General features: G+C 50.2%; 24 protein-coding genes. 16 read left to right on the top strand and 8 right to left on the bottom strand.

Annotated elements, in window-relative coordinates; all coding sequences use genetic code 11:
- Positions 1-75: 75 nt before the first annotated feature.
- From H6F67_RS26465 to H6F67_RS26455, 3 genes are all read right to left on the bottom strand, one after another.
- Complete coding sequence (locus tag H6F67_RS26465) at positions 76-1,341, bottom strand: cell wall metabolism sensor histidine kinase WalK (RefSeq protein WP_242020814.1); 1,266 nt, start codon at positions 1,339-1,341, stop codon at positions 76-78.
- Positions 1,286-1,963 (bottom strand): response regulator transcription factor, encoded by a 678-nt coding sequence (locus H6F67_RS26460; RefSeq protein ID WP_190769657.1) that lies wholly within the window; start codon positions 1,961-1,963, stop codon positions 1,286-1,288. The genes H6F67_RS26465 and H6F67_RS26460 overlap by 56 nt, the downstream gene beginning before the upstream one ends.
- Before the next feature lie 284 nt (positions 1,964-2,247).
- On the bottom strand, positions 2,248-2,943 hold the full coding sequence (locus tag H6F67_RS26455; protein ID WP_190769656.1) for a hypothetical protein: 696 nt from the start codon (positions 2,941-2,943) through the stop codon (positions 2,248-2,250).
- A gap of 352 nt (positions 2,944-3,295) precedes the next feature.
- Here H6F67_RS26455 and H6F67_RS26450 point away from each other — a divergent pair, with 352 nt between their 5' ends.
- A complete protein-coding gene (locus H6F67_RS26450) occupies positions 3,296-4,132 on the top strand; it encodes a TSUP family transporter (RefSeq protein ID WP_190769655.1) in 837 nt (278 codons plus the stop codon).
- A 1-nt stretch (position 4,133) separates the two neighbouring features.
- On the top strand, positions 4,134-4,517 hold the full coding sequence (locus H6F67_RS26445) for a DUF1634 domain-containing protein (protein WP_190769654.1): 384 nt from the start codon (positions 4,134-4,136) through the stop codon (positions 4,515-4,517).
- 100 nt (positions 4,518-4,617) lie between these two features.
- Here the strand turns inward: H6F67_RS26445 and rppB are convergent, their stop codons facing one another.
- The gene (gene rppB / locus H6F67_RS26440; RefSeq protein WP_190769653.1) at positions 4,618-5,967 is read right to left on the bottom strand and encodes a two-component system sensor histidine kinase RppB; all 1,350 of its coding nucleotides are present in this window, start codon (positions 5,965-5,967) and stop codon (positions 4,618-4,620) included.
- Positions 5,960-6,658 carry a two-component system response regulator RppA gene (gene rppA, locus H6F67_RS26435; protein ID WP_190769652.1) on the bottom strand — a complete coding sequence of 233 codons (699 nt, stop codon included), beginning with the start codon at positions 6,656-6,658 and terminating at the stop codon, positions 5,960-5,962. Before rppA ends, rppB begins: the two co-directional genes overlap by 8 nt.
- A 264-nt stretch (positions 6,659-6,922) precedes the next feature.
- Here rppA and H6F67_RS26430 point away from each other — a divergent pair, with 264 nt between their 5' ends.
- The 10 genes from H6F67_RS26430 (at position 6,923) to H6F67_RS26385 (ending at position 15,578) form a co-directional block, all read left to right on the top strand.
- On the top strand, positions 6,923-7,615 hold the full coding sequence (locus H6F67_RS26430) for a response regulator transcription factor (protein WP_190769651.1): 693 nt from the start codon (positions 6,923-6,925) through the stop codon (positions 7,613-7,615).
- Positions 7,616-7,621: 6 nt separating this feature from the next.
- On the top strand, positions 7,622-9,025 hold the full coding sequence (locus tag H6F67_RS26425) for a HAMP domain-containing sensor histidine kinase (RefSeq protein ID WP_199304651.1): 1,404 nt from the start codon (positions 7,622-7,624) through the stop codon (positions 9,023-9,025).
- 237 nt (positions 9,026-9,262) lie between these two features.
- Positions 9,263-9,592 carry a hypothetical protein gene (locus H6F67_RS26420; protein WP_190769649.1) on the top strand — a complete coding sequence of 110 codons (330 nt, stop codon included), beginning with the start codon at positions 9,263-9,265 and terminating at the stop codon, positions 9,590-9,592.
- Positions 9,593-9,682: 90 nt separating this feature from the next.
- Positions 9,683-10,525, top strand: coding sequence for a calcium-binding protein (locus H6F67_RS26415; protein ID WP_190769648.1), 843 nt, complete (start codon positions 9,683-9,685; stop codon positions 10,523-10,525).
- A gap of 241 nt (positions 10,526-10,766) precedes the next feature.
- Positions 10,767-11,123: a four-helix bundle copper-binding protein gene (locus H6F67_RS26410; protein WP_190769647.1), complete on the top strand. Its 357-nt coding sequence runs from the start codon at positions 10,767-10,769 to the stop codon at positions 11,121-11,123.
- Between the two features lie 132 nt (positions 11,124-11,255).
- Positions 11,256-11,669, top strand: a complete 414-nt coding sequence (locus tag H6F67_RS26405; RefSeq protein WP_190769646.1) for a heavy metal-responsive transcriptional regulator — start codon at positions 11,256-11,258, stop codon at positions 11,667-11,669.
- Positions 11,670-11,905: 236 nt separating this feature from the next.
- Positions 11,906-12,100: a heavy-metal-associated domain-containing protein gene (locus H6F67_RS26400; protein ID WP_190769645.1), complete on the top strand. Its 195-nt coding sequence runs from the start codon at positions 11,906-11,908 to the stop codon at positions 12,098-12,100.
- 112 nt (positions 12,101-12,212) lie between these two features.
- Positions 12,213-12,725 carry a flavodoxin FldA gene (fldA, locus tag H6F67_RS26395; RefSeq protein WP_190769644.1) on the top strand — a complete coding sequence of 171 codons (513 nt, stop codon included), beginning with the start codon at positions 12,213-12,215 and terminating at the stop codon, positions 12,723-12,725.
- 45 nt (positions 12,726-12,770) lie between these two features.
- Positions 12,771-15,026 carry a heavy metal translocating P-type ATPase gene (locus H6F67_RS26390; protein ID WP_190769643.1) on the top strand — a complete coding sequence of 752 codons (2,256 nt, stop codon included), beginning with the start codon at positions 12,771-12,773 and terminating at the stop codon, positions 15,024-15,026.
- Positions 15,027-15,053: 27 nt separating this feature from the next.
- Positions 15,054-15,578: a cupredoxin domain-containing protein gene (locus H6F67_RS26385; RefSeq protein ID WP_190769642.1), complete on the top strand. Its 525-nt coding sequence runs from the start codon at positions 15,054-15,056 to the stop codon at positions 15,576-15,578.
- A 16-nt stretch (positions 15,579-15,594) separates the two neighbouring features.
- On the opposite strand, the gene H6F67_RS28570 is transcribed toward H6F67_RS26385, so the two are convergent.
- A complete protein-coding gene (locus tag H6F67_RS28570) occupies positions 15,595-15,684 on the bottom strand; it encodes a hypothetical protein (protein ID WP_396799156.1) in 90 nt (29 codons plus the stop codon).
- Between the two features lie 115 nt (positions 15,685-15,799).
- On the opposite strand from H6F67_RS28570, the gene H6F67_RS28565 reads away from it, so the two are divergent.
- The 4 genes from H6F67_RS28565 (at position 15,800) to H6F67_RS26360 (ending at position 21,648) form a co-directional block, all read left to right on the top strand.
- Positions 15,800-15,925: an IS1 family transposase gene (locus H6F67_RS28565; protein WP_190769640.1), complete on the top strand. Its 126-nt coding sequence runs from the start codon at positions 15,800-15,802 to the stop codon at positions 15,923-15,925.
- Positions 15,926-16,233: 308 nt separating this feature from the next.
- Positions 16,234-17,061 (top strand): glutaredoxin, encoded by an 828-nt coding sequence (locus tag H6F67_RS26370; protein WP_190769639.1) that lies wholly within the window; start codon positions 16,234-16,236, stop codon positions 17,059-17,061.
- A gap of 300 nt (positions 17,062-17,361) precedes the next feature.
- Positions 17,362-18,468, top strand: coding sequence for an efflux RND transporter periplasmic adaptor subunit (locus H6F67_RS26365; protein WP_199304650.1), 1,107 nt, complete (start codon positions 17,362-17,364; stop codon positions 18,466-18,468).
- 27 nt (positions 18,469-18,495) lie between these two features.
- Complete coding sequence (locus H6F67_RS26360; RefSeq protein WP_190769637.1) at positions 18,496-21,648, top strand: efflux RND transporter permease subunit; 3,153 nt, start codon at positions 18,496-18,498, stop codon at positions 21,646-21,648.
- 322 nt (positions 21,649-21,970) lie between these two features.
- On the opposite strand, the gene H6F67_RS26355 is transcribed toward H6F67_RS26360, so the two are convergent.
- Positions 21,971-22,903 (bottom strand): vitamin K epoxide reductase family protein, encoded by a 933-nt coding sequence (locus H6F67_RS26355; RefSeq protein WP_190769636.1) that lies wholly within the window; start codon positions 22,901-22,903, stop codon positions 21,971-21,973.
- A 26-nt stretch (positions 22,904-22,929) separates the two neighbouring features.
- A partial coding sequence (locus H6F67_RS26350) for an HAD-IC family P-type ATPase (protein WP_190769635.1) occupies positions 22,930-23,793 on the bottom strand: 864 nt, incomplete at its 5' end.

Raw genomic sequence — 23,793 nt, 5'->3', positions numbered from 1 at the left:
CGGCATCCATCGTCAGCATCCTTGAGCAATTTTAGGAGTTCTCTCTAGCATAATCGAGTCTTCTCAACCTGCTCTCTAAGCACTATTACTCACTGCAAAAGTGGGATGTACCCGATCGGCTCGCCAAAACCGATCGAATACAAACGGCAACTGGTCAGGCGCAATGCCAATCCCCGTATCAATGACTTGAATTCGCACCTGCCCGCTTGTGCCAGCCTCGATCGCCACCGTGATGCTGCCACCCGCAGGCGTATACTGCAAAGCGTTTTCAAGCAGGTTCGCAAAGATTCGGCGTAGCTGGGCGGCATCGCCTTGGATTTGAATTTCTGGCAGTGAATTCAGGTTGAGCGCGATCGCTTTAGCGGCGGCTTCCGTCTGAAATGCCGTTATCAGATCTTCGAGCAGTTCATCAAGCGGAATGAGCAGCTTTGCGGCATCTGCCGCCGCACCAGTGCGAGCGAGCAGCAGCAAATCTTCGACTAAACGGCTCATCTGCTGGGTGGCACTGGCGATCGCTGCAACTTTCTTTGTATCGGCGGGATGAACGCGCTCCGGGTGGCTTTGCATCACCTCCACTGCCGTTCTAATTGCAGTCAGCGGACTGCGTAGCTCGTGTGAGGCATCAGCCGTAAACTGCTGAAGCTGCCGAACGTTCTGCTCGATCGGTCGGAGCGATCGCCGCGTCAGCCACCAGCCACTCACGCCCACCAGTAGTGCGGCAATCAGTCCACCCCAAGCCATACCCATGAGCAGTCGCTTTAGCTGTGCGGCCTCGTCTTCGATCGACTCACTCACCCGCACATAGCCTTGCAGCACTTGCTGCGAGTTCTCCACATAAACTGGAATTGTCAGCGTTCGGACTTGATCTTGCTGCCAGGTTTGAAAGCTTGTACCGGGAGCGTGAGAAGGGAAGTATCGACCTGCCCGCCCCAAAAGCCGACGCTGAGAATTAAACCACTCGACACTTTGATGATCCTCACGCAACTCCTGCCAAGGCAAATCGAGATCGCCATCGTTGTCGATCGATCGCGGCAGTTGCGTTTGCAGTTGACCTGATGCGATTGCGGGCAGGCTGTGAGCCGCTGCGTCTGCTAGAACGACGAGCTGCTGATCAAGCTGCTGGTAAAGACTGTGGGCGACAAATTGATACACAGCGATCGTCGAAATTGACAAGATTGCTGTCATTGCGCCCAGATACGACAGCAGCAACTGCCATGCCAGCGATCGAAATTGCGGCGAGGCGGGCTGTGGCGGCTCAAAGGGCGATCGCCGTCTCGTCAATCCCCTAGAGCGTTGAGTTGAGCCGATACCCCAGCCCGTAAACCGTTTCCACAAAGTCATCAGCGGCTCCCGCTGCCTTAAGCTTTTGGCGCAGCCCGCGCACATGCACTTTCACCGTTTCCTGCCCTGGCGGATTTTCAAACGACCAGAGGTGATCTAAAATTTCGTCACGGCTGAGAACACGCCCGCTGCTGCGTAGCAACAATTCCAGTAGACCATATTCTTTTGGTGTCAGGTGTAGTCGTTGAGTGGCGTAGTGTACTTGACAAGTTGCCGGATCAAGCGTGAGCTTTTCCCACGCCAAAATCGGTGGCGAGGCTGCATTTCCGCGCCGCAGCAGGGCACGCACACGGGCGAGCAATTCCTTCAGTTCAAAAGGTTTAACAACATAGTCATCGGCTCCAGCGTCCAGTCCGAGTACCTTGTCGCTGCTGGTATCTCTTGCCGTCAACATTAAAACAGGCATTGTGTAGCCCGATCGCCGGAGCTGTTGACAAAGCATCACCCCATCGATTTTGGGTAGCATCAAGTCGAGAATGATCAGATCGTAGGAAACCGCTTCAACAAAATCACGGCCTGCTTGCCCATCGAAAGCCATGTCCACCACGTAATGCTGATCGCTCAGTGCCTCTGATAAAGATTCAGCAATGCGATCGTCATCTTCCACTAGCAAAATTCTCATCGCGTTATCGGTCTTTTCTGTGTCACAAAAGCTCAATCAGGCAATAGCGGACAAAAGCAGCAATGCCACCTCATTGTATTTAATTTGATGAAAGAGTAGGTTGAAAAGTGACAAAGATTGAATGCTGTTAGCTCTAGTTAGGATTTGCAGTTTGTTTGATGTGCTTGCAGCAAGCTGGTTGCGATCGCAATCAGATTGAAAGCCTTTTGCTAACAATATTGCCTTCGACCAAGACAGCTAGCCGAAGGCCATTACGACAATGTTTTACTTAGTAAAGATTGAAGTTAGGAGCGAACCACTGGCCGCTTTCGAGTGGTAAGCAGCACAAAGAATACCAGAATGGTTGCTAAAACGAGAGACGAGCCGATCGTGCCAAATCCAAAACCACCCTTTTCATGCGTTTTGGTTAGCAAATCGCCGACTGTCGCACCGAGCGGACGAGTCAAAACAAATGCTACCCAAAATAGTAGTACCCTGGAAATGGAGGTGTAGAACGTGGCTGCGATCACCAATCCAATCAAAGTAGAAATTAGCAGCGCTCCTCCTGCAAAACCAAGGCCAGAATCATCTGCTAGGAAGTCACCGAGCGCCGTGCCTAGCGTGTTGGACACTAGAATTGCGCTCCAGTAAACCAGTTCAACTTTTAACGATTTGACGTTGTTAACCGACAAAGAACCAATCTTGAAACGCCAAAATGCCAAAATAGCCAGCAGAAGGGTGAGCAGAATGAAAGACCCTTTGGCATAGCCTAGACCGAGTGTGCGATCGATGAAGTCTGACATGGTTGTGCCTGCCGTGCTGGTGGTCAAAATGACTGTCCAATACAGCAGCGGATTGTAGTTCTTTGAGGCAAGCTGAGACACCAGAGAAACGAAAAACAGGCTAATCAAAATAATAGAGCTGACTGCATAACCGATATTGAGAGTCATTGAGAAAAGATCGCCTGCTGTTTCTCCCAGGGTGGTTGCACAGATCTTCATGATCCAAAAGTACAAGGTAATTTCAGGCAGTTTGCTTAGCGTGGCTGTTTGACTCACGAAATAGAATTCCTTGATTTAAGGTTGCAGCGCTACCATAAAGAACAAATGTCAAGAACTTGGAAAGATGGTGTTCAAGCTAAATGAAAGGTCGAAGAAGCGCGATCGATCGAGCCATTAGCCTCACATTGCCGCTCAAACAATTGATACTGTCCGAGTTAACAAAGCCGCCGTTGCAATGGAGTTCCATCAATAGTTAAGTTGTTGGCAGAATACTGGTGTATTGCTGACAACCTGGCACGACCCCAGCTCTCCGCTATCGTGATGATGGGCGATCGATCGGAGTATTCTTGCTGTGAACGTTCTGGAATTGACGCTGCTTGTCGGAGCCAGTTCAGGCTTGGCGGGCTTCTTGGGCGCACTGACCGGACTGGGCGGCGGCACTATCCTCGTCCCTGTACTGACACTGCTATTCGACGTAGACATCCGCTATGCGATCGGCGCGTCGCTCGTATCCGTGATTGCCACTTCATCTGGAGCGGCAGCGGCCTATGTCAAAGAAGGCTTCACCAACATTCGCATTGGTATGTTCCTCGAAGTGGCGACCACGATCGGCGCGTTGTTTGGAGCCGCTATCGCCACGATGGTTTCAACCTCGCTGATCGCCGTCATCTTTGGCGTGGTGCTGCTGTACTCGGCCTACTTATCAATTCGTCCCAAGCGCGATCGCCCCACCAGCAGTTCACCCGATCCCCTTGCCGATCGCCTCAACCTCAACGGGTGCTACCCGACCGCTGAGGGAGTGCAAGCCTACAGGGTTCAGCGTGTTCCGCTCGGCTTTGGTTTGATGCTGGTGGCCGGGGCGCTGTCAGGATTGTTGGGCATTGGCTCTGGTGCAGTTAAGGTGCTGGCAATGGATCAGGCGATGCAGTTGCCGTTCAAGGTTTCGACCACGACCAGCAATTTCATGATCGGCGTGACTGCCGCTGCGGGTGCTGGCCTGTATCTCAATCGCGGATATATCGATCCTGGCCTGTCGATGCCCGTGATGCTCGGTGTGCTGGCAGGGTCACTTTGGGGAGCGCGAGTGCTGGTGCGATCGCAGGTAGGCTGGCTGCGGCAGGTGTTTAGTGGCGTGATTGCGCTGCTTGCGGTGCAGATGATCTTCAACGGGTTCACCGGGAGAATTTGAGATGGCGGGCAAACGGCGATTTTCTGAAGCGCAATTTGAGCAGCTTTTAGGTAATCTGCTGCGAGCGGGGGTGAGCCTGTCTGCCGTCCTAGTGGCGATCGGCGGTGTCCTGTATCTGCTGCGGCACGGCGGCGAAGCACCGAGCTATCACGTCTTTCGCGGCGAGCCAGCAGAGTTTCGGGTGCTGAGCGCGATCGTCGAGAATGCCGTGACGCTGCAACGGCGCAGAAGCTTGATTCAGCTTGGGCTGCTGGTACTGATTGCCACGCCGATCGTGCGGGTGGCATTTTCGGCCTATGGATTCTGGCGACAGGGCGATCGCACTTATGTCATCATCACGCTGCTGGTGCTGGGACTGCTGCTCTACAGCCTGTTTCAAACTTAAGCTCAACGCCAAGCTTCAATCCGTTTGACAAGAGAAATCACCCGCACCGATCGCCCCTTGTTTCTTGCAACTTAGGCAGCGATCGCGCTTCCATCGCATCTCACAAGCGTTTCCCCATTTCTTGCACGGCTCTCAACGGTAAGCAAACGCTGAAAACGCTGCCCTTGCCCACATCGCTTTGCACTTGAATCTTGCCCTGATGAGCTTGCGCGATCGCCTGAGCAATTGCCAAGCCTAACCCCGCTCCACCTGTTTGCCGGGATCGATCGCTGTTGACGCGGTAGAAGCGATCGAAAATCCGCGACTGTTCAGCGGCAGCGATGCCAATACCCGTATCTTGCACTTGAATCACGGCCTCGTGGTCAATTTGCGTCAGCGACAGCTTCACCTTGCCACCGGGCGGCGTGTATTGAATTGCATTCGTCACCAAGTTCGCCAGCAGACGATAAAGCTGCTCTTCGCTGCCAGCAACGGAAAGAACAGGCAATCGAGCCTCAGCAATTAGAAGAACGTCGGCGGCGATCGCTAAGGCTGCAAACTCTTCGACCACATCGTTAACCAGATCGTTCAAACCGCATTTTTGCTGAACGATTGGACTGCGTTGAAGATCCATGCGCGATAGCAGCAGTAAGTCTTGCACCAGTTGCGACAGGCGGTTGGTTTGGCGATCGATCGTGTGCAGAACTGGGCGCGATTCTGTTTCGGGCAACTGCGGCATTTCCAGCACCGACTCTAGCGTGGCTCGCATCGCGGCTAGAGGCGTTCGGAGTTCATGTGCGGCGTCAGCGGTGAACTGGTGAATCTGCTGATAGGACTGATACACAGGTCGTATCGCTCGGCCTGCTAGCCACCAACTTGCTAAAGTAATCAGCAGCAGTGCTGGAGGGAGTCCGAGCAAAATGATCTGGCGCAGCGAATCGAGGTGGCCGTCAAACTCTCGAAGCGATTGCCCGACTTGCATATAGCCCCAGGGCTGACCCGTACTATTTTTGAGCAGCAGCGAAATTTGGTGATAGCGATCGCCCTGCGGAGTTTGCAGCGTTTGCCACAGCGTTTGTGTTTCGATCGGCAAGTCTGACTGGCAGCCCAGCGTCGCCACCAATTTTCCGGACAGGTCGATGAAGCGCACATAGTAGCCCGCTTGCTGCACCACGCCGAGCAGATGGCGATCGCCCGCAGGTTCAACGCAGCACCGACCTGTGCGGCAGAGTCCTGGCAGCGTTTGCTCTACGTTGGCTCCAATCTGTCCGGGCTGGGTCAGTTTGGGTTCGAGACCGTCGTGCAGCGTTCCGGCCACAAGCTGTAATTCTTGATGCAGTCCGCGCCAATGGACGCGATCCATCACTTCATAAACTGCCAGTCCTGACAAACTCAAAATCACGCCCATGATTCCGGCATACGCAGCCGTCAGTCGCCAGCGCATTCGGTTGAAAAGCTGATGTTTATGCATGGGGCAAATTTAGCCGATAGCCTAAGCCGTACACCGTTTCGATCAAGCCGTCACACCCTTGTTCCGCCAGTTTACGCCGCAGCAATCGCATTTGAGCGGCGACGACATTGCTCATCGGTTCGGCCTTGAGTTCCCAAAGCTGATTCATGACGCGATCGCGGCTGATAATCTGCTGCGGATGCTGCATGAAATACTCTAAAAGCTGGAATTCTTTTGCCGTTAGCGAAATGGTTTGCAATGCCCCATTCGGCAAGTGAACCGCCACGCTGGAAGTCGCATAATCTAACACTAAGTTGCCCACTTGAAGCTGTGGCTGCTGAAGCTGGGGCGATCGCCGCTGGAGTGCCCGCAACCTTGCCAGCAATTCGGCCATCCCAAACGGCTTGACGAGATAATCATCGGCTCCAGCATCGAGTCCGGCTACTTTGTCTTCCATTCGATCTCGTGCCGTCAGCATCAGCACAGGTAGCGGGTTGTGTCGCGATCGCAACCGTTGACATAGTTCTAACCCAGACAGTCCGGGCAGCAGCCAGTCAAAGATTGCCACAGTATATTGCGTCCAGTGCGATTCGAGACAGTCCCACGCCTCACCTCCGGTTTGCACCCAGTCCACAATATATTTCTCGCGGTTGAGGACGCGCTCGATCGCGGCTCCTAAATCCGGTTCATCTTCGACTAATAGCACTCTCATCGGGTGGGGTTGCGATCGCTCATCCTCCAGCGTGCCATTCAATCATGAAATCAGGATGAAAAATACCTGCGTTCGATCTAACAAACTCAAATTACAGAAATATGCTTTAACCACTGGAAGGAACTAAATAATATAAATCTGCTCTTAGTTATGAACTTAAGCTTCAGTTGGTGGAAGATTGTACCAACTAATGCTTCTTTAATCGGCACAGTCTTCTTGCGAAACTGTGAATATGGATCAATCGGAGAGACAAGTTAGCCCAGTATGCGCGTATTAGTTGTAGAAGATGATGCAAGTATTTCCAAATTTATTCATCAAGGTTTGAGTGAAGCAGGGTACGCCGTAGATGTTGCCTCCAATGGTCGTGAAGGAGTTAGCTATGCGATCGCCGCTGATTACGATGTCATTGTGCTAGATGTTCTGCTCCCCGAATTGGATGGTCTGAGCGTATTGAAAGATCTGCGCCAACGAGGATTGCAAACTCCAGTGCTGCTGCTGACTGCACGAGACACTGTGCAGGATCGGGTGTTGGGTTTGGATGCAGGAGCCGATGATTACCTGGTGAAGCCATTTGATTTCACAGAACTGCTCGCTCGGCTGCGGGCACTGTTGCGGCGTCCTCCCCTACAAACTGATGTTTTGCTACAGGTGGGAAATCTGGAGATGGATACAGTTCAGCGCATGGTGAAACGAGGCGATCGCCCCATCGAACTCAGCCCCCGCGAGTTCTCCCTGTTAGAATACTTGATGCGCCATCCTAACCAGGTTCTCAGTCGGACTCAAATTGCACAACATGTCTGGAGCTTTGATTTCTACGGAGACTTTAAAGTAATTGATGTGTATATTGGCTATCTCCGACGCAAAATCGATCGAAACGAATCTTCCTCGCTGATTCAAACGGTGCGAGGTGTAGGTTATCGGATTAGTGCTAATTTTGAAACTTCGATGCCCACTTAAGCAGTGATGAAGTATCGGAAACCCTGGCAAAATTTGCGGTTACGCCTAGTTGCTTGGTACAGCGTACTGACTGGGCTTTTCATGCTGGTGTCAGACGGCTTCATGTATCTTGAGTTTCGTCAAACATTATTCGATCAGATTGACAATGCGCTGGAAGTGACTGCTATTCAAGCATTAAAGAATCTTGACGATGAGGTTGATGCCTTGATGTTTGACCCTCGCCAGGAATCTCCAGTGCTAGCCTCACTGTTGAACGCTGCGGGAGTCGAAATTTATTTGCTGGGACAAGATGGCTTAGTGAAAGAGCATTTTGGCGATTCACTCACATTATCGACTCAGCAAAATTTGCACTCTGGGTTTGAGACACTTGTGACTGAGAATGGGCGATGGCGAATTTATACTCAGGAAATTCTACCGCGCAATGATAGGCCAGCCGGATGGCTAAAAGTAGCTCGTTCCCTTCAACCCGTTGATATCACCTTACAAAACCTATTAAATCAACACCTGCTGAAACTTCCTCTGATTCTTAGCATGGTGGGTTTAGGAGGGTTGTTTTTGGCAAACCGCGCCCTTAAACCGATCGATCAAATCACTCGAATGGCAGAAAAGGTTAGGGTCAGCGGCGATCTAACTCAGCGCATTCACTATCAGGGCACTACTGACGATGAATTGAAACGACTGGCAACGATATTTGATGAAATGCTGAATTCGTTGCAGGCAACATTTGAGCATGAAAAGCGATTTACGGCTGATGCGTCCCATGAACTACGAACGCCCCTGACTGCCCTAAAGGGACGATTGCAGACGACACTCAGCCAACCGCGTACCGCAGATATCTATGAGGAAACGCTGCAAGCGATCGAGCAGGAAATCGATCGATTGATTCGTCTCAGCAGTGATCTCCTACTCCTCTCTCGGCTTGAGCAACAGCATCAGGACGTGTGTTTAGAACTCGTTGATCTAAGTGACTTACTAGCCGCGATCGCTGAGCAGATCCAACCACTAGCAGATCTTCAGCAGCTTCAGTTTTTAACACATATTGCGCCCGATCTTCAAATTCAAGGTAGCCCCGATCATCTGATTCGTCTGTTTCTGAATCTGCTAGATAATGCGGTCAAACATACTTCCGCTCAAGGTCAGGTTAGTTTGACGGCAGCGGTTCAGGGGCACTGCATTCAAGTAAGAGTAAGTGACACTGGAATAGGCATCTCGCCAGAGCATTTGCCTCATCTATTTGAGCGATTTTACCGTGTAGAAAAGTCACGTTCCCGCGCAATCGGTGGTACAGGTTTGGGGCTGGCGATCGCTCAGGAGATTGTCCACCGCCATCACGGAACGCTCGCAGTTCAAAGCCAGCCTGGACAAGGCACTACCTTTACAGTCACCTTTCCACAATATAGCCATTGTTAGATTCGCCAAAACGGAAAAATAGAGGCAGCGCGAAGCGCCCTCAATGAGATCGTAAGAGCTTTCTTACTATTTTCCTACCGTTCTCTTACCAACCGACTTCTAGACTAAATTCAGTTCACCGATACAGGCTGAACGACGGATGGAACGGTTAATTCTAACGCATTGCCTTTGACGTAATGCTGTCGTGAATGTTGTTTCATTCTCAGCCAGAGACACAGAAAATGGAGGATTATCTCAATGAAATTGTTTACAGCAGCGTTGGTAATGCTGAGTGGTTTGGCTGTCGTGGGCGTGGCACCCAGCGGACAGGCACAGCAAAGCGGCTCCTTCACGGGAACAGTGCAGCGCGTGTGGGAAGACGGCTTTTCTTTAAACACAGGCGGTCGCACCCTCTCGGTTGATTCCTGGGATTTGTGCGGTGACTTTACAGCAAGACATATCAGTGTCGGCGATCGACTGACCATCACAGGCGAATTTGAGGGAGGCGAATTTGATGCCTTTTCTATCACCAATCCTAATGGTGCGGCGGTTTGCCGCTACAGCCAATCTGAGATAGATGAGTGGTAGCTCCACAGTGTTGCTAACAGGAATGTCCAGACGGCTATCGCTTATTTCAAACCCTGACAGCCCTCTCACAATGAGTTGCAGCTAGAAGCAATGAAAGAACTATTCACACTCACTCAAACACCATTCGCATCCACTAAAGCAATGAATGATTCAGTAATTAATCCGACCGCCACAGTGTCCTATTCATATGAAGGTCGCGATCGGGCACAGAACCGCCTCTCGCTATCTGGAACCGTAGAGCGCGTGTGGGAAGACGGCTTTTCCCTGAACACGGGCGATCGCGCCTTCGCAGTTGATTCCTATGATCTCTATGGCGATGCGACCCCAAACTTTGTGTCAGTGGGTGAACAATTGACTGTTTCTGGCGAATTTGATGCCGGAGAATTTGATGCTTTGTCTATCACCTTGGGAGGCACTTCTACTGGTAATGGTGGAACTCCTGACAATAACGGTGGTACTCCTGTAATCACCAATGGCATCAATGAGATTCGTGGCACCAACGGCTCAGACGACCTGATCGGAGGAAGAGGACGCGATCGCCTCATTGGGCTGGGTGGAGGTGATGACCTATTTGGAGGGGCAGGAAACGATATTTTGGTCGGTGGCGATGGTGAGGATGACCTCTTTGGTGGCAATGGCAACGATATTCTGCGAGGTGGTAGGGGTCAAGATGATTTGGTCGGTGGTGCTGGTCGTGACATGCTGATCGGAGGTGCAGATCGCGATACGTTCGTTCTGCAACCGAGAGGCAATGACATCATCCGTGATTTTCAAGATGGAGTGGATGAATTGGGTTTTTCTGGTGGTCTGAGATTCAACAACCTGGTATTGCAGCAGCAGGGTAGTAATACTCTGATTACTGCTGATGGCAGCCGTGTAGCTCTGCTATTCGGTGTCAATGCAAACTCCATTACATCTTCCGATCTGGACTAGAGCTAAGTTAAGAGGCGATCGAGAGAACGTGATCCTTCACGGATTCCTTACCACCCGGAAACCAATTCAAATCACAAAAAAATGAAATTACAGTGAAATGAATCTGTTTCAAATGATGGAATTTACATCACAGTTTGGTTCCGCCATTGGCTAGACGCGATCGCCTAAACAACCTTCTAACTTGAGTGGCATCGAGCCAATTCGATTGCTTAATGTTCAATCATCAGAAGGGAAAATAATAATGACCGTTGCTCAAGATCACCAATCATTGCTAGAAACCTGCATCCAAAACTGTCTCGATTGTCTGCGCGATTGTGAAAACTGTCAGTCCGCCTGCTTGGACAGCGACATGGTGCAGATGATGGCGCAGTGCATTAAGCTGTGTCGCGACTGTGCAGATACCTGCGACATCTGCGCTCGCTTCATGGCGCGAAATTCTGATCTTCATGCTCAACTGTGCAGTGTGTGTGCCGAGGCGTGCGATCGCTGTGCTGCCGAGTGCGAAAAGCACGACCACGAGCACTGCCGCCGCTGCGCTCAATCTTGCCGTCGCTGTGCCGAATCCTGCCGCCAGATGACTACGGCAATGGCCGCTTAAGCGATTCATGCGGTTAGTGAAGGGGCGATCGCTTTTCTACCGTAAGCAAGAAATGTCGATCGCCGCTTGACTCTCCATTCGACTGGAGGTTCCACAATGGATGTAGATTAAAAGTCAAGGCAGGAGCGATCGATGTTAGCTCAGGATGCACCAAAACTGATTGGCTCAGTAGCAAAAGAAAGCGGTCTACCGATCAAAACGGTTCGCTATTACGAGGAGCTTGGTTTACTTAACATCTTGGGACGGACAGAAGGCGGCTTTCGGATCTTTGATTCCGATGTGCTGGTGCGCTTAAGCTTCATCAAACGCGCTCAGCGATTAGGATTAAGCTTATTGGAAATCAAGGAACTATTAGAGGTTCACGATCGCGGCAGTTCCCCCTGTGAAGATGTCAAAGTGAAGCTCACAGAACGACTGTCAGAAGTTGATCATCAAATTCAACAGCTACTCTTACTGAAGGGTGAACTCGAAGGTTTGTTAGCGATGCAAGAAACCGAACCTGAAAGCTTTAAAGAAACCATCTGTCCAATCATTGACCATTACTAGATCGCTATAGCAGTTGCGATCGACAGCAAGTTAAGCATTGTATTCTTCTGGCACTGTCTCTTCTAGAGGAAGTGCTTTTAACGCTTAACTTGCTGCAATCTTTCGATCGAAATGTTTTTGAAAAAATCGCTTGACTCTCCAGTGAGCTAGAGAATCTAAAGTAGGGTTAGACAAGCAAAAACGCAAAGAAAAACGATTGCGTTTCATTCAATTCATTCCTCAAAGGCATCACCGCCATGACTGTACAACTCAACGTTCCAAATTTAGCTTGCCCAGCCTGCGTCAACACCGTCACCACTGCAATCAAATCGGTTGATTCAAATGCTGCGATCGAAGCTGACCCAAAGACCAAAGTAGTCAACATCGAAACGCGAGCATCGCAGGATGAAATTGAAGCCGCGATCGCCGCTGTCGGTTATCCTGCTGCCTAGCTTGTTTTCGCCATCCTCATCTGAGCCGTCTGCTTCTACTAGTAGATGGCTCAAGCTTCCTCTTTTCACAAATTTTGAACTCATTTAATACTTCTGCAATCAGGAGGCATCCATGTCTAAAATCGGTTTGTTCTATGGAACACAAACAGGCAACACTCAAACAGAAGCCGAAGAAATTCAGAAGCAGTTTGGCGGCGAAGAAGTTGTCACATTAATTGATATTTCGCAAGCCGAACTGAGCGATTTTGCAAACTACAGTTTCATCATCATCGGCTGTCCGACCTGGAACGTCGGTGAACTGCAAAGCGACTGGGAAGACTTTTTCGAGCAGCTAGACGAGATTGATTTTACTGGTAAGAAGGTCGCGTATTTCGGTGTGGGCGATCAGTCTGGCTATCCCAATTCTTTTCAAGATGCAATGGGCATTTTAGAAGAAAAGATTTCGGAATTGGGCGGTGTAACTCTGGGTTACTGGCCGATCGAAGGCTACGAGTTCGAGGAATCAAAAGCGGTACGTGACGGTCAGTTTGTTGGTTTAGCGCTCGACGAAGACAATCAATCAGACTTGACTGATGAGCGCATTAAAACCTGGGTTGCTCAATTGAAGTCGGAGTTTGCCCTGTAGAAGTAACGGCTTCATCTGGGTGTTTTGAAAAACTTGAGGGTAGCAATGGAAAATACAACGTTGAAGCTGCGCGGCATGAGTTGTGCAGCCTGTGCCAGCAGCATTGAAGAGGCGATTCGATCGACAGCGGGCGTAAGCGAATGCAACGTCAATTTTGGGGCAGAACAAGCGAGCGTCAGCTATGACCCAAAGCAAACCGATATCGAAACAATTCAGGAGGCGATAAATGAAGCAGGCTACTCGGCGCAACCGATTCAAGAGCAAGATTTGTTGAATGGTGAAGATGATGCTGAGCGGCGATCGCGCCAACTCGAATCGCGCCAACTTCAGCGTAAAGTGTGGGTCGGCGGGATTATCAGCACCTTTTTGGTCATTGGTTCACTGCCGATGATGACTGGCCTGCATCTTCCCTGGATTCCCATGTGGATGCACAACTTTTGGCTGCAAGCGGTCTTGACGGCTCCCGTGCAATTTTGGTCTGGCGAGTCTTTCTACATCAACAGTTGGAAAGCCTTAAAGCGACACACTGCCACGATGGATACGCTGATTGCTTTAGGAACAAGTGCTGCCTATTTCTACTCGCTGTTCGTTACACTGTTCCCTCAGTTTTTGACTTCGCAAGGACTAACACCTTACGTTTACTACGAAGTCGCAGCCGTCGTGATTACGCTAATTCTATTAGGTCGTCTCTTTGAAAATCGAGCGAAAGGACAAACCTCCGAAGCGATGCGGAAGCTGATGGGCTTGCAGGCGAAAACGGCGCGAATTGTTCGTAACGGAAAAGAACTGGAAGTGCCGATCGCCCAAGTTCAACTCGATGACATCGTTCTCGTCCGTCCCGGTGAAAAAATTCCGGTTGATGGGGTGATTATCGATGGAACTTCCTCGATCGATGAGGCAATGGTCACAGGTGAAAGTTTGCCCGTCAAAAAGCAAGCGGGCGATGAAGTAATTGGAGCCACGATCAACAAAACAGGTAGCTTCAAATTCCGCGCCACCCGCATTGGCAAAGACACCTTCTTGGCGCAAATTGTCAAACTCGTGCAGCAGGCGCAAGGCTCGAAAGCCCCGATTCAGCGTTTAGCCGATCGCGTCACAGGCTGGTTTGTGCCCGCTGTAATTGCGATTGCGATCGCCACCTTCATCATCTGGTACAACCTGATGGGAAATGTCACCTTGGCGCTCATTACAACGGTTGAAGTGCTGATCATTGCCTGTCCTTGCGCCCTCGGTTTAGCCACACCAACTTCAATCATGGTCGGCACAGGAAAAGGTGCAGAAAACGGCATTTTAATCAAAGGTGCAGACAGTTTAGAACTGGCGCAAAAACTACAAACGATCGTCCTCGATAAAACTGGAACTCTGACACAAGGCAAGCCGACCGTCACCGATTTTGTCACCGTTGATGGCAGCGCAACCGAACTCAAACTTTTGAAACTTGCAGCCTCGATCGAGCGCAATTCTGAACATCCTTTAGCCGAAGCGGTCGTGCAGTATGCCCAATCACAGCAGGTTGAAATAACAGAAGCTAAAGAGTTTGAAGCGATCGCAGGCAGCGGGGTTCAAGGGTATGTGGGCAACCAATTGGTACAAATCGGCACACAGCGCTGGCTGAACGAGTTAGGAATTGAAACTCAAGTTTTACAATCCCAGCGAGACAAGTTGGAGTACCTTGGAAAAACCGTAATTTGGATTGCGATCGATCGCAAAACTAAAGCAATTATGGGAATTGCGGATGCGTTAAAGCCTTCTTCTGCGAGTGCCGTTCGTGCATTGCAGCGGTTAGGACTGGAAGTGGTCATGCTCACCGGAGATAATCGCCGCACCGCAGAAGTGATTGCGCGGGAAGCTGGAATCAAACGAGTGATTGCGGAAGTTCGCCCTGATCAGAAGATCGCTCAAATTGAACAGCTTCAATCGGAACGTAAACTAGTCGCAATGGTGGGAGATGGCATCAACGATGCTCCAGCTTTGGCACAGGCGGATGTGGGCATTGCGATCGGAACTGGAACCGACGTGGCGATCGCAGCCAGCGACATCACCTTGATTTCAGGAGACTTACAGGGCATTGTTACCGCGATTCAACTGTCTCGCGCCACGATGCGAAATATTCGCCAAAACCTCTTCTTTGCCTTTATCTATAACGTAGCGGGCATTCCGATCGCGGCGGGCATTTTATTTCCCATTTTCGGCTGGTTGCTCAATCCGATTATTGCTGGGGCAGCGATGGCGTTTAGCTCCGTGTCGGTTGTCACGAATGCGCTGCGCCTGCGAAATTTTCAGCCCAAAACGATTGCTTAATTACTGCAAACGGAAGGAGAAAAAACAATGAAGCGATCGATCTTTTTCGGCACATTAGTAGGACTTGGATTCCTGCTTGGCGCAATTTCAGGCGCGATCGCGGGCGAGATGCCCGCAGATCACACAATGCCCTCCGAGGCAACGGAATCAGCGCAGTTTCGCCGCATCGACCAGCCGTTGAGCAATAAGGTTGCCGTGACGCTGGGGGGCTTGGGGCTGATGGGCTTAGAGCTTTGGTGGTTTTTGCTCAGTAAGCCAAAGTCGCAAAAGGCGGCAGCACGAAATGGAATTCAAGATGTGGCGATCGCCGTTGATGGCGGCTATGAACCCAGTCGGATTGTGGTCAAAGCAGGGCAACCTGTGCGGCTGAACTTTTTGCGGCATGACCCCAGCAGTTGCCTGGAAGAAGTGCGCCTGCCGGAGTTTCGCATCGCTCAGGCATTGCCGCTCAATGAAGTAACGACAGTGGAATTTACGCCCAATCAACCGGGAAGCTATGAGTTTACCTGCGGCATGAATATGTTTCGCGGCACGATTCAAGTTGAAGCCTAATCGGGCGATCGTCCCACTAGAGCAGCAGATCGATCGCCGCTCGAAGATTTGTCAGTTCGCCCTCAAAATTGCCGCTTTCAGCCGCCTCGACGAAGCAGTGTTCCATGTGGTCGGCCACGATCAGGTGAGCGACTTTGCTGAGTGACGATCGCGTTTATCAACTATTAGTCCCATTTTTGATTCAACCGTCTTACACCGATAAATGGTGAGCTTATCAGCGGTTGCTAAATGAGCAGCAGCATACGATCGAAAAAGCAAACACCCAACGGATTGAACGCAAGCGTTTAACCTTGAGAACGCGAGTCAAGCGACTAGCAAGAAAAACAGATTTGTTTTTTAAAGACTGAGGAGGTGCACGATGCTGTAATTAGATTGTTTATCAACCATTATGGGTTTAGACGAGCGATATGATTGCATCTTCACGCCTCTAAAACACTACCTAAAAAGGTAGACGCTACTTTTTCAAAATTCTTTGAAAAACTGCTTGACTCTCCAGTTGACCGGATATTCTACAGTAATAAGCAGTTGAGAAAATAATCTTATTTCTGCAAGTGAGCGCTGCTTGAAAGCGCTGTCTGAACTAGCAAAATCAGAATCTGAAATCATTCTCCGAAGCTTCCAATACTACTTCCTAACTACTTTCGAGAGGTTTATCATGACGACGCTGAACAACAAAATGGCAGAAACAAATACGAAGAATGTCACGGTTTATCGGATGTCGATGCCTGAGCATGAGTGTCCTTGGGGACTTCGAGCGATCAAGCTACTTCAAGAGCAAGGGATCGAATTCGATGATGTGAAACTGCGATCGCGCGAAGAAGTTGATCAATTTAAGGCAAAACATGGCGTTGCAACCACACCTCAAATTTTCTTTGGTACAGATCGAATCGGAGGCTATACCGATCTTGCTGAACGGCTAAAAGTCGAAGCTGAAAAAGCCGAATACTCTTACACGCCAGTTGCCGCAGTCTTCTCGACGGCTGGACTCATGGCATTGGCGACATCGCTCGGAATCTCTGGGTTTATGGGATTTTCGCTTTCAATGCTGGCATCTCTCAAGCTCATGGATTTGAATGCGTTTGCTGAGAGCTTCGAGAAGTATGACCTTGTGACCAAGCGCTTGAAGCCCTACGGAAAGATCTACCCGTTTGCTGAGTTATTGATCGGGCTTGGGTTTCTTTCTGGTATTGCACCGCTAGCAACTGGGATTGGATCATTGGTTGTCGGTGTCAGTGGAACGATCTCAGTGTTCAAAGCCGTTTATATTGACAAGTTGGCATTGAACTGTGCTTGTGTGGGCGGCAATTCCAAAGCGCCATTGGGTGTCGTGAGCTTTACTGAAAATTTGATCATGGCGGTAATGGGTGGAATGTTGACCTTTTCTTCATTGTCAGAGGCAAATATTCAGCCAATGAAAGCCTTAGAAACACTTCCGTCTGCTGTTGTCCAGGTGCAAGAAAGCGAGAGAAATCAAGCACGATGAGTTAGAGGATTGAGATTCATTGATCGCAAATTCAGCTACCACTTATCACATTGAATTTGAGTCACCTGTCAATCTCATGAGCGCGATCGCTTTTCAGAAGCAAGCTATTTCTAAAACAATCAGGTCATGGATTCATCTAATTTTTCAGCCCAAAATTCGCCTTCTGAAAGGGCATCTAGTCCTCGTCGCTCTCGTGTGTGGTGGTTGCTTGGGTTATTGCTGCTTGGCGGCGGAGGTTTAGGAGTTTGGCAAGTTCTGGCAAGGCGTGAGCCAGTTCCAGTCACTGCCCCGCCGCCTGCAATGCCTGTCAAAACTCTGACCTTGCAATCGCGCATTCTGCAAGAGCGATCGGAGTTGATTGCCAATTTGCGATCGCGCCGCTCTGTCACCCTGCGTCCCCAAATTCAAGGACGAGTCACTCGCATTCTCGTCACCCCAGGAACGCAAGTCGCAGCCGGGACAGTTCTCGCTCAAGTTGATTCTGCTCAACAACAAGCAGTCGTAAACAGTAACAGCGCAGTGACTGAATCGGCTCAGGCTGAGGTGGCAACTGCGAGGGCAAACTTGCGAGCGCTCGAAGCAGAACGTCGATCGAAGCTGGCTGATGTGAATCTAGCTCAACAAGACTACAGTCGTTATGCTCAATTGGCACAAGCAGGAGCAATTTCGCAGCAGACCCGCGATCAATATGCCAATCGCTTGGAAGTGGCGAGAGCAAGTCTTGGCGCGGTTGAAGAACAAATTCAAGCACAGCAGGCGACTGTCATTCAGGCAGAGAGAGGAGTGCAAGAAGCGCGATCGCGCACTCAAGAGCAGCAAGTTCAGCTTCAGTTCTTTCAAATCACAGCGCCCTTTCAAGGAACAGTGGGGGATATTCCAGCAAAAGTTGGCGATCTAGTTGATTCTTCGACTCAGATCGTGACGGTTGTTGACAATACTGCCCTAGAAGTCAATTTTTCAATTCCAGCCGAGCAGGTTTCTCAAGTGAATATTGGAGATTCAGTTGAGATAGTAGACAATCGCGGACAGGGCTTGGGAACGAGTCGCGTGTTCTTCATTGCTCCGAATGCAACAGGGACAACTCAGTCGATTTTAGTGAAAACGTTGATTGATAATCCTGATGGGCAATTGAGAACTGAACAATTTGTTCGAGCAAGAATCATTCAGAGTCAGCGTCCGGGTGTCGTTGTTCCCGCAACAGCGATTACACGATTAGGCGGAGAGGCGTTTGTCTTTGTGGTTGAGCCTGCTCAGTCTGGTTTTGTGGCGCGGCAGCGACTTGTGAAATTAGGCGCGATCGAAGGCAATAATTATCAAGTTCTCGACGGTTTACGTGCAGGAGAAAGAGTCATTGTGTCCGGTGTGCTGGCGCTCAGAGATGGAATGCCGATCGCGCCTGAATCTTGAATTATCCACTTCACTCAAATAAGCTGTATGTTTGTTGATTTTTTCATCAAGCGACCTGTTTTCGCGATCGTCACCGCTTTAGTGATGGTCGTTGTCGGACTCGTGAGCCTGCCCACTCTACCTGTCGAACAATATCCGGATATCAGCCCCGCTCAGATTACGGTAACGGCAAGATATACGGGTGCAAATGCTCAAGTCGTTGAGGACACGGTAACAACCATTCTAGAGCGTCAAATTAACGGCGTTGAAGGGATGAGATACATGGCTTCAACAAGCAGCAATGATGGGACGAGTACGATCGTCGTCACGTTTCAGCAGGGTTATAACATTGATGTGGCGGCATCGGATGTTCAAAATCGAGTGCTGCAAGTTCAAGCCCAACTGCCGCAAGTAGTTCAACAAACTGGAGTTATTGTCTCAAAACAATCAACCGCGATCGTTCTCGCAATGGCGCTGTACAGCGAGGACGATCGCTACAGTGACACTTTTATTAGCAACTACGCCGATCTTTATGTCCTAGATGCTCTGCGACGAATTCAGGGCGTGGGTAATATTCTAACCTTTGGTGAACGCCGTTACGCAATGCGGGTTTGGCTCGATACCAATCGGCTTGCCAGCCGTAATCTGACAGCTCAAGATGTGATTAATGCCTTGAATCAGCAAAACGTGCAGCTTGGGATTGGGAGCATTGGACAGCCGCCTGTTTCAGATGAGCAACTATATCAAATCGACTTGCAAACAAGCGGTCGGTTGAAAGAGCCAACCGAATTTAAAGAGATTGTACTAAAGGCAGAATCAGATGGCACATTAGTCAGACTCAAAGATGTCGGGCGCGTTGAACTTGGAGCCGAAAACTACAGTTCATTTGCCAGCTATCGGGGTCGTGTTTCTGTCGGATATCAGGTGATCCAGATTCCAGGCAGTAATGCTTTAAACATTGCAAAAGCAGTTAAAGCAGAAATGGAGCGACTGTCTGAAAACTTTCCACCTGGACTGACTTTTGATATTCCGTATGATTCTTCTCTATTCATCGAGGCATCTTTTCAGGAAGTAGTCAGGAGCTTATTCGAGGCAATTATTCTGGTTGTGATGGTAATTTTCGTGTTCCTGCAAGACTGGAGAACCACAATTGTTACAGCGATCGTGATTCCAGTTTCGTTGATTGGAACATTTATCTTTGTCAAATCCTTTAACTTCTCGCTCAATAGTTTGACGCTCTTTGGATTAACGCTTGCGACTGGGATGGTGGTGGATGATGCGATCGTCATCGTCGAAGATGTAACTCGATTGATTCAAGAGAAAAATCTGAGTCCGTTTCAAGCCACGATCGAGGCAATGCGCGAATTATTTGGAGCAGTAATTGCGACTTCGCTGGTTTTGATGGCGGTCTTTGTTCCAGTCGGCTTTTTCCCAGGTGTGACAGGACAACTGTACAAGCAGTTTGCATTGACGATCGCATTTTCTGTCACGATTTCAACCATCAACGCTTTGACGTTAACGCCCGCACTCTCGGCTCTTTTGCTGCGCCGACAACCCAGACCGAGCGGTTGGTTAGGATGGCTTGCAGCTCGATTCGATGGCTTTCTAGATTGGTCGCGCCGAGGATATGCTCAGGTATTAGCAAAACTGACGCGCATTAGAGCGATCGTCATGGTGATTTTTATCGCTTCTCTAGGTGTTACGGCTTGGCTCTATCTATCACTGCCCCAGGCATTTCTGCCCGAAGAGGATCAAGGCTACTTTATCAATCTGATTCAAGGAGCCGATGGAACGTCTTTGAACTATACAAAGCAAATTGTGGATCAGGCAGAACAGCAGCTTCTCAAGGTTCCAGAAGTTCGAGCTACTTTTGCAGTTGGAGGCGTAGGATTTAGCGGGAATGCTCCCAATCGTGGGTTTATGTTTGCGCCGCTCAAATCCTGGGATGAGCGACAAAACCCAGATCAAAGCGTTTCCGGGATTCTCAATCGCGTCAGAGCAGGATTGATGTCAATTCCTCAAGCTCCAGTTCTAGCAGTTAATCCACCTACAATTCCAAGTTTGGGCAGTGTTGGCGGGTTCGTGTTTCAACTGCAAGATCGCAGCGATCGCACCACAACCGATCTTCAAAAGCTCGATCAGATCAAAACTCAGTTGGTTCAGAAAGCAAATCAAACGCCTGGACTACAAGCGGTATTCAGTACCTATACTGCCAACGCGCCGCAGCTTTTGCTAGAAGTCGATCGAGCCAAAGCGGAAGCATTACAAGTGTCGGTCGATGAAATCTTCAGCACCTTACAAACTTATATCGGCTCTCGCTACGTGAATGATTTTAATGCCTTTGGTCGCACCTATCGGGTTTATGTTCAAGCCGATCAGCAGTTCCGCTCTACTCCAGAAAGTATCGAGCAATTGTACGTGCGATCGCGACGAGGTGAAATGATCCCACTCAAAACTTTAGTCACGCTTGTTCCTACCACCGGAGCGCAGACGATTAACCACTACAATTTGCATCGATCGATTGAGATCAACGGAGCAGCCGCACCGGGATTCAGTTCTGGACAAGCCATTCAAGCCATGCAGAAACTAGCGGCTGAAGTTCTTCCGCCTGATACGGGATTTGAATGGTCAGGGATTTCGCTGGAAGAACTCGAATCGGGAGGACAAGCACCGATTATTTTCAGTTTAGGAATTTTCTTTGTGTTCCTTGTACTGGCAGCGCAGTACAACAACTTTATTGACCCTTTAATTATCATGCTGTCTGTGCCACTTGCGGTTCTCGGTGCGTTGTCGGCTCAAGCTTTGAGGGGGTTGTATAACGATGTGTACTGTCAAGTTGGGCTAGTGATGCTAATCGGACTTGCAAGTAAGAACTCGATTCTAATTGTGGAATTTGCCAATCAACTGCGATCGCAAGGACGCTCTTTAGTTCAAGCAGTTGTGGAAGCGGCTCAAGAACGACTGCGCCCAATTTTGATGACCGCTATCGCTACGCTGCTTGGAAGCTATCCCTTATTAGTCGCGACTGGAGCCGGAGCCGCCAGCCGTCGATCGCTCGGTACAGCAGTATTTGGCGGCATGTTCGTGGCAACGTTTCTGAGCTTATTTGTTGTTCCCATCTTGTACATCGTGGTGAAGTCGATTCAATCAAAGTTAATGGGAGTGCCACGTCGCAGCCCTGAATCGGTCAAGCCTTTATAGTACTGGATCAAGCATTAAGCTTTTGTTTGAGTTGAGCGACTCAGGCTTCACTGCGATTGTCGCTCAAGTCTGATTGATTACTTTCGTCAAGGGCAAGTCCAACAAACTTTCCGTCCCGTACTGCTTTTGATTCGGGGTCAGCATCGATTGCAAGTTGCCATTGCCTTGATGATCCTTGCAGATAATGCTGCGATCGCTTCTGCCATTCGGACTCGATCGCGCAGAACCATTTTCAGGGTGTAAGAGTCGATCGCACCAGCGATGATTTACGCTGTTTGCTTGATTCTCACACCTTGAAAACTGACAGTCTTGGAATTGAGCTTTACTGCGGCACTGTTTCTAGCGAGTTGCGAAAGTTCTTGTTGCCCTGATATCCGGAGAGTTGGGCAAGCTCGTCCAGCGATTGAGTTCCCGTAACGGTTTGACCGTTGATTACCCAGGTGGGAAAGCTTTGAACGTTCGCCGCTTGGCAGCGAGACATTTCGGTGTTGGGGGCGTCTTGGGCACATTCAACGTAGGGAATGAACTGCGCGGCTTCTTGACCAAAAAGCTGCTTTTGATCGTGACAGTGTGGACACCAGTAAGCTCCATAAAATTCCGCTCCGATCGACTGGAGGTGCTTTGCCAGATTAATTTCTGCCGCACCCGATCGCGTCGTGATGTTGTAGCCAGGTGCCTGCTCAGCGGAAGACTCGGCGATCGCTGGATTATTCACATTGGCATAAACGCCCAGTGTGCCGACTAGCACAATCACGCCGACGATCGCGCCGCTGAAGAACAGTTGTCCACTATCTTGCCAGTCTCGCCCAATCAGCGACAGGATGAACAAGCTCAACGACAAAAAGGCTGATGCAATGCAGTAAACGCAAACGGTTTTAATCTCAAATGCCAGCAGATACAGCAAGTAGCCGCTAAACACCATCATGGCGGTGCTACCCAGAAATAGCAGCAGTCCGGTTGTGTTTTCAACCTTGGCTTGCAGGTCGGATTTCTTGTTGATCAGCAGTGGCGCGATCGCAAACGCAACCATGCTGAGATATGCCAGCAGTCCAAACAGCGCCAGCGGTTGACCAAATACGGTTGCATACGGACTCGACAGCACAATGTCGCAGCCGCTCGTCGGGCAAGCCGCTTCGTTGCCCGTGAATTTGGTGTAGGTCAAGTAGGCAGTGACGGCGGCTCCGATCGAGGCCAGTCCCGCAATCAGCAGGCGTGACCAGCGTTGAATCCAAGGGGTAGATCGTTGACGTGGCATGAGAAGGTTTTGTGTGAAATAAACGACTATTTGAGAACTCGCGAGGCGTTGAAGATGGCGAGGAGCGCGACACCGACATCGGCAAAGACGGCTTCCCACAGCGTTGCCAGCCCGATCGCCCCTAGCGCAATGAAGATGGCCTTGATGCCCATTGCCAGGACGATGTTTTGCACCACGATCCGGCGCGTTTTGCGAGCAATTTGAATCGCCTCCGCCACCTTGGACGGGGCATCGGTCATGATCACCACGTCTGCGGTTTCGATCGCGGCATCTGATCCCAGTCCGCCCATCGCCATCCCAACATCGGCTCTGGCGATCACGGGCGCGTCGTTGATGCCATCGCCGACAAAGGCAATTTTGCTTTTGCCTGCCCGACTCAAGAGCGTTTCGATCGCGTTGACCTTATCTTCTGGCAACAGTTCCGCCATAAAGGAACTCAAGCCCAAGTTTTCTGCCACTCGTTGAGCCACCGCTTTGTTATCTCCGGTGAGCATCACGGTGTTTTCAACACCAAGGGCTTTGAGGTCGCGGACGGCTTGAATCGCGTCATCTTTGATTTCATCGGCAATCAGAATGTATCCGGCGTAGCGGCCATCGACGGCGAGATAAACGATCGTGCCGCCCACATCACAGGTGTCGTGAGCAATCTTCTCGCGGTGCATCAGGCGATCGTTTCCCGCCAGAACCGTTCGATCGCCGACTCTCGCTCGAATGCCGTGCCCTGCAATTTCTTCGTAGTCTGTCACGTCACTTTCGGCGATCGCCTGCCCGTAAGCTTCGCGAATCGACTGCGCGACCGGGTGATTGGAATGCACTTCTGCTTTGGCGGCTAGGGTCAGCACTTCTGAGCGCGAAAATCCGTTTCTCGTTTCGATTTGGCTCACCTTAAA

It is taken from the genome of Microcoleus sp. FACHB-1515 (assembly GCF_014696105.1).
Classification (GTDB): Bacteria; Cyanobacteriota; Cyanobacteriia; order Elainellales; family Elainellaceae; genus JAAUTJ01.
Note: the sequence above shows the minus strand (reverse complement) of the source record. Positions and strands in the feature narration are given on the sequence as shown.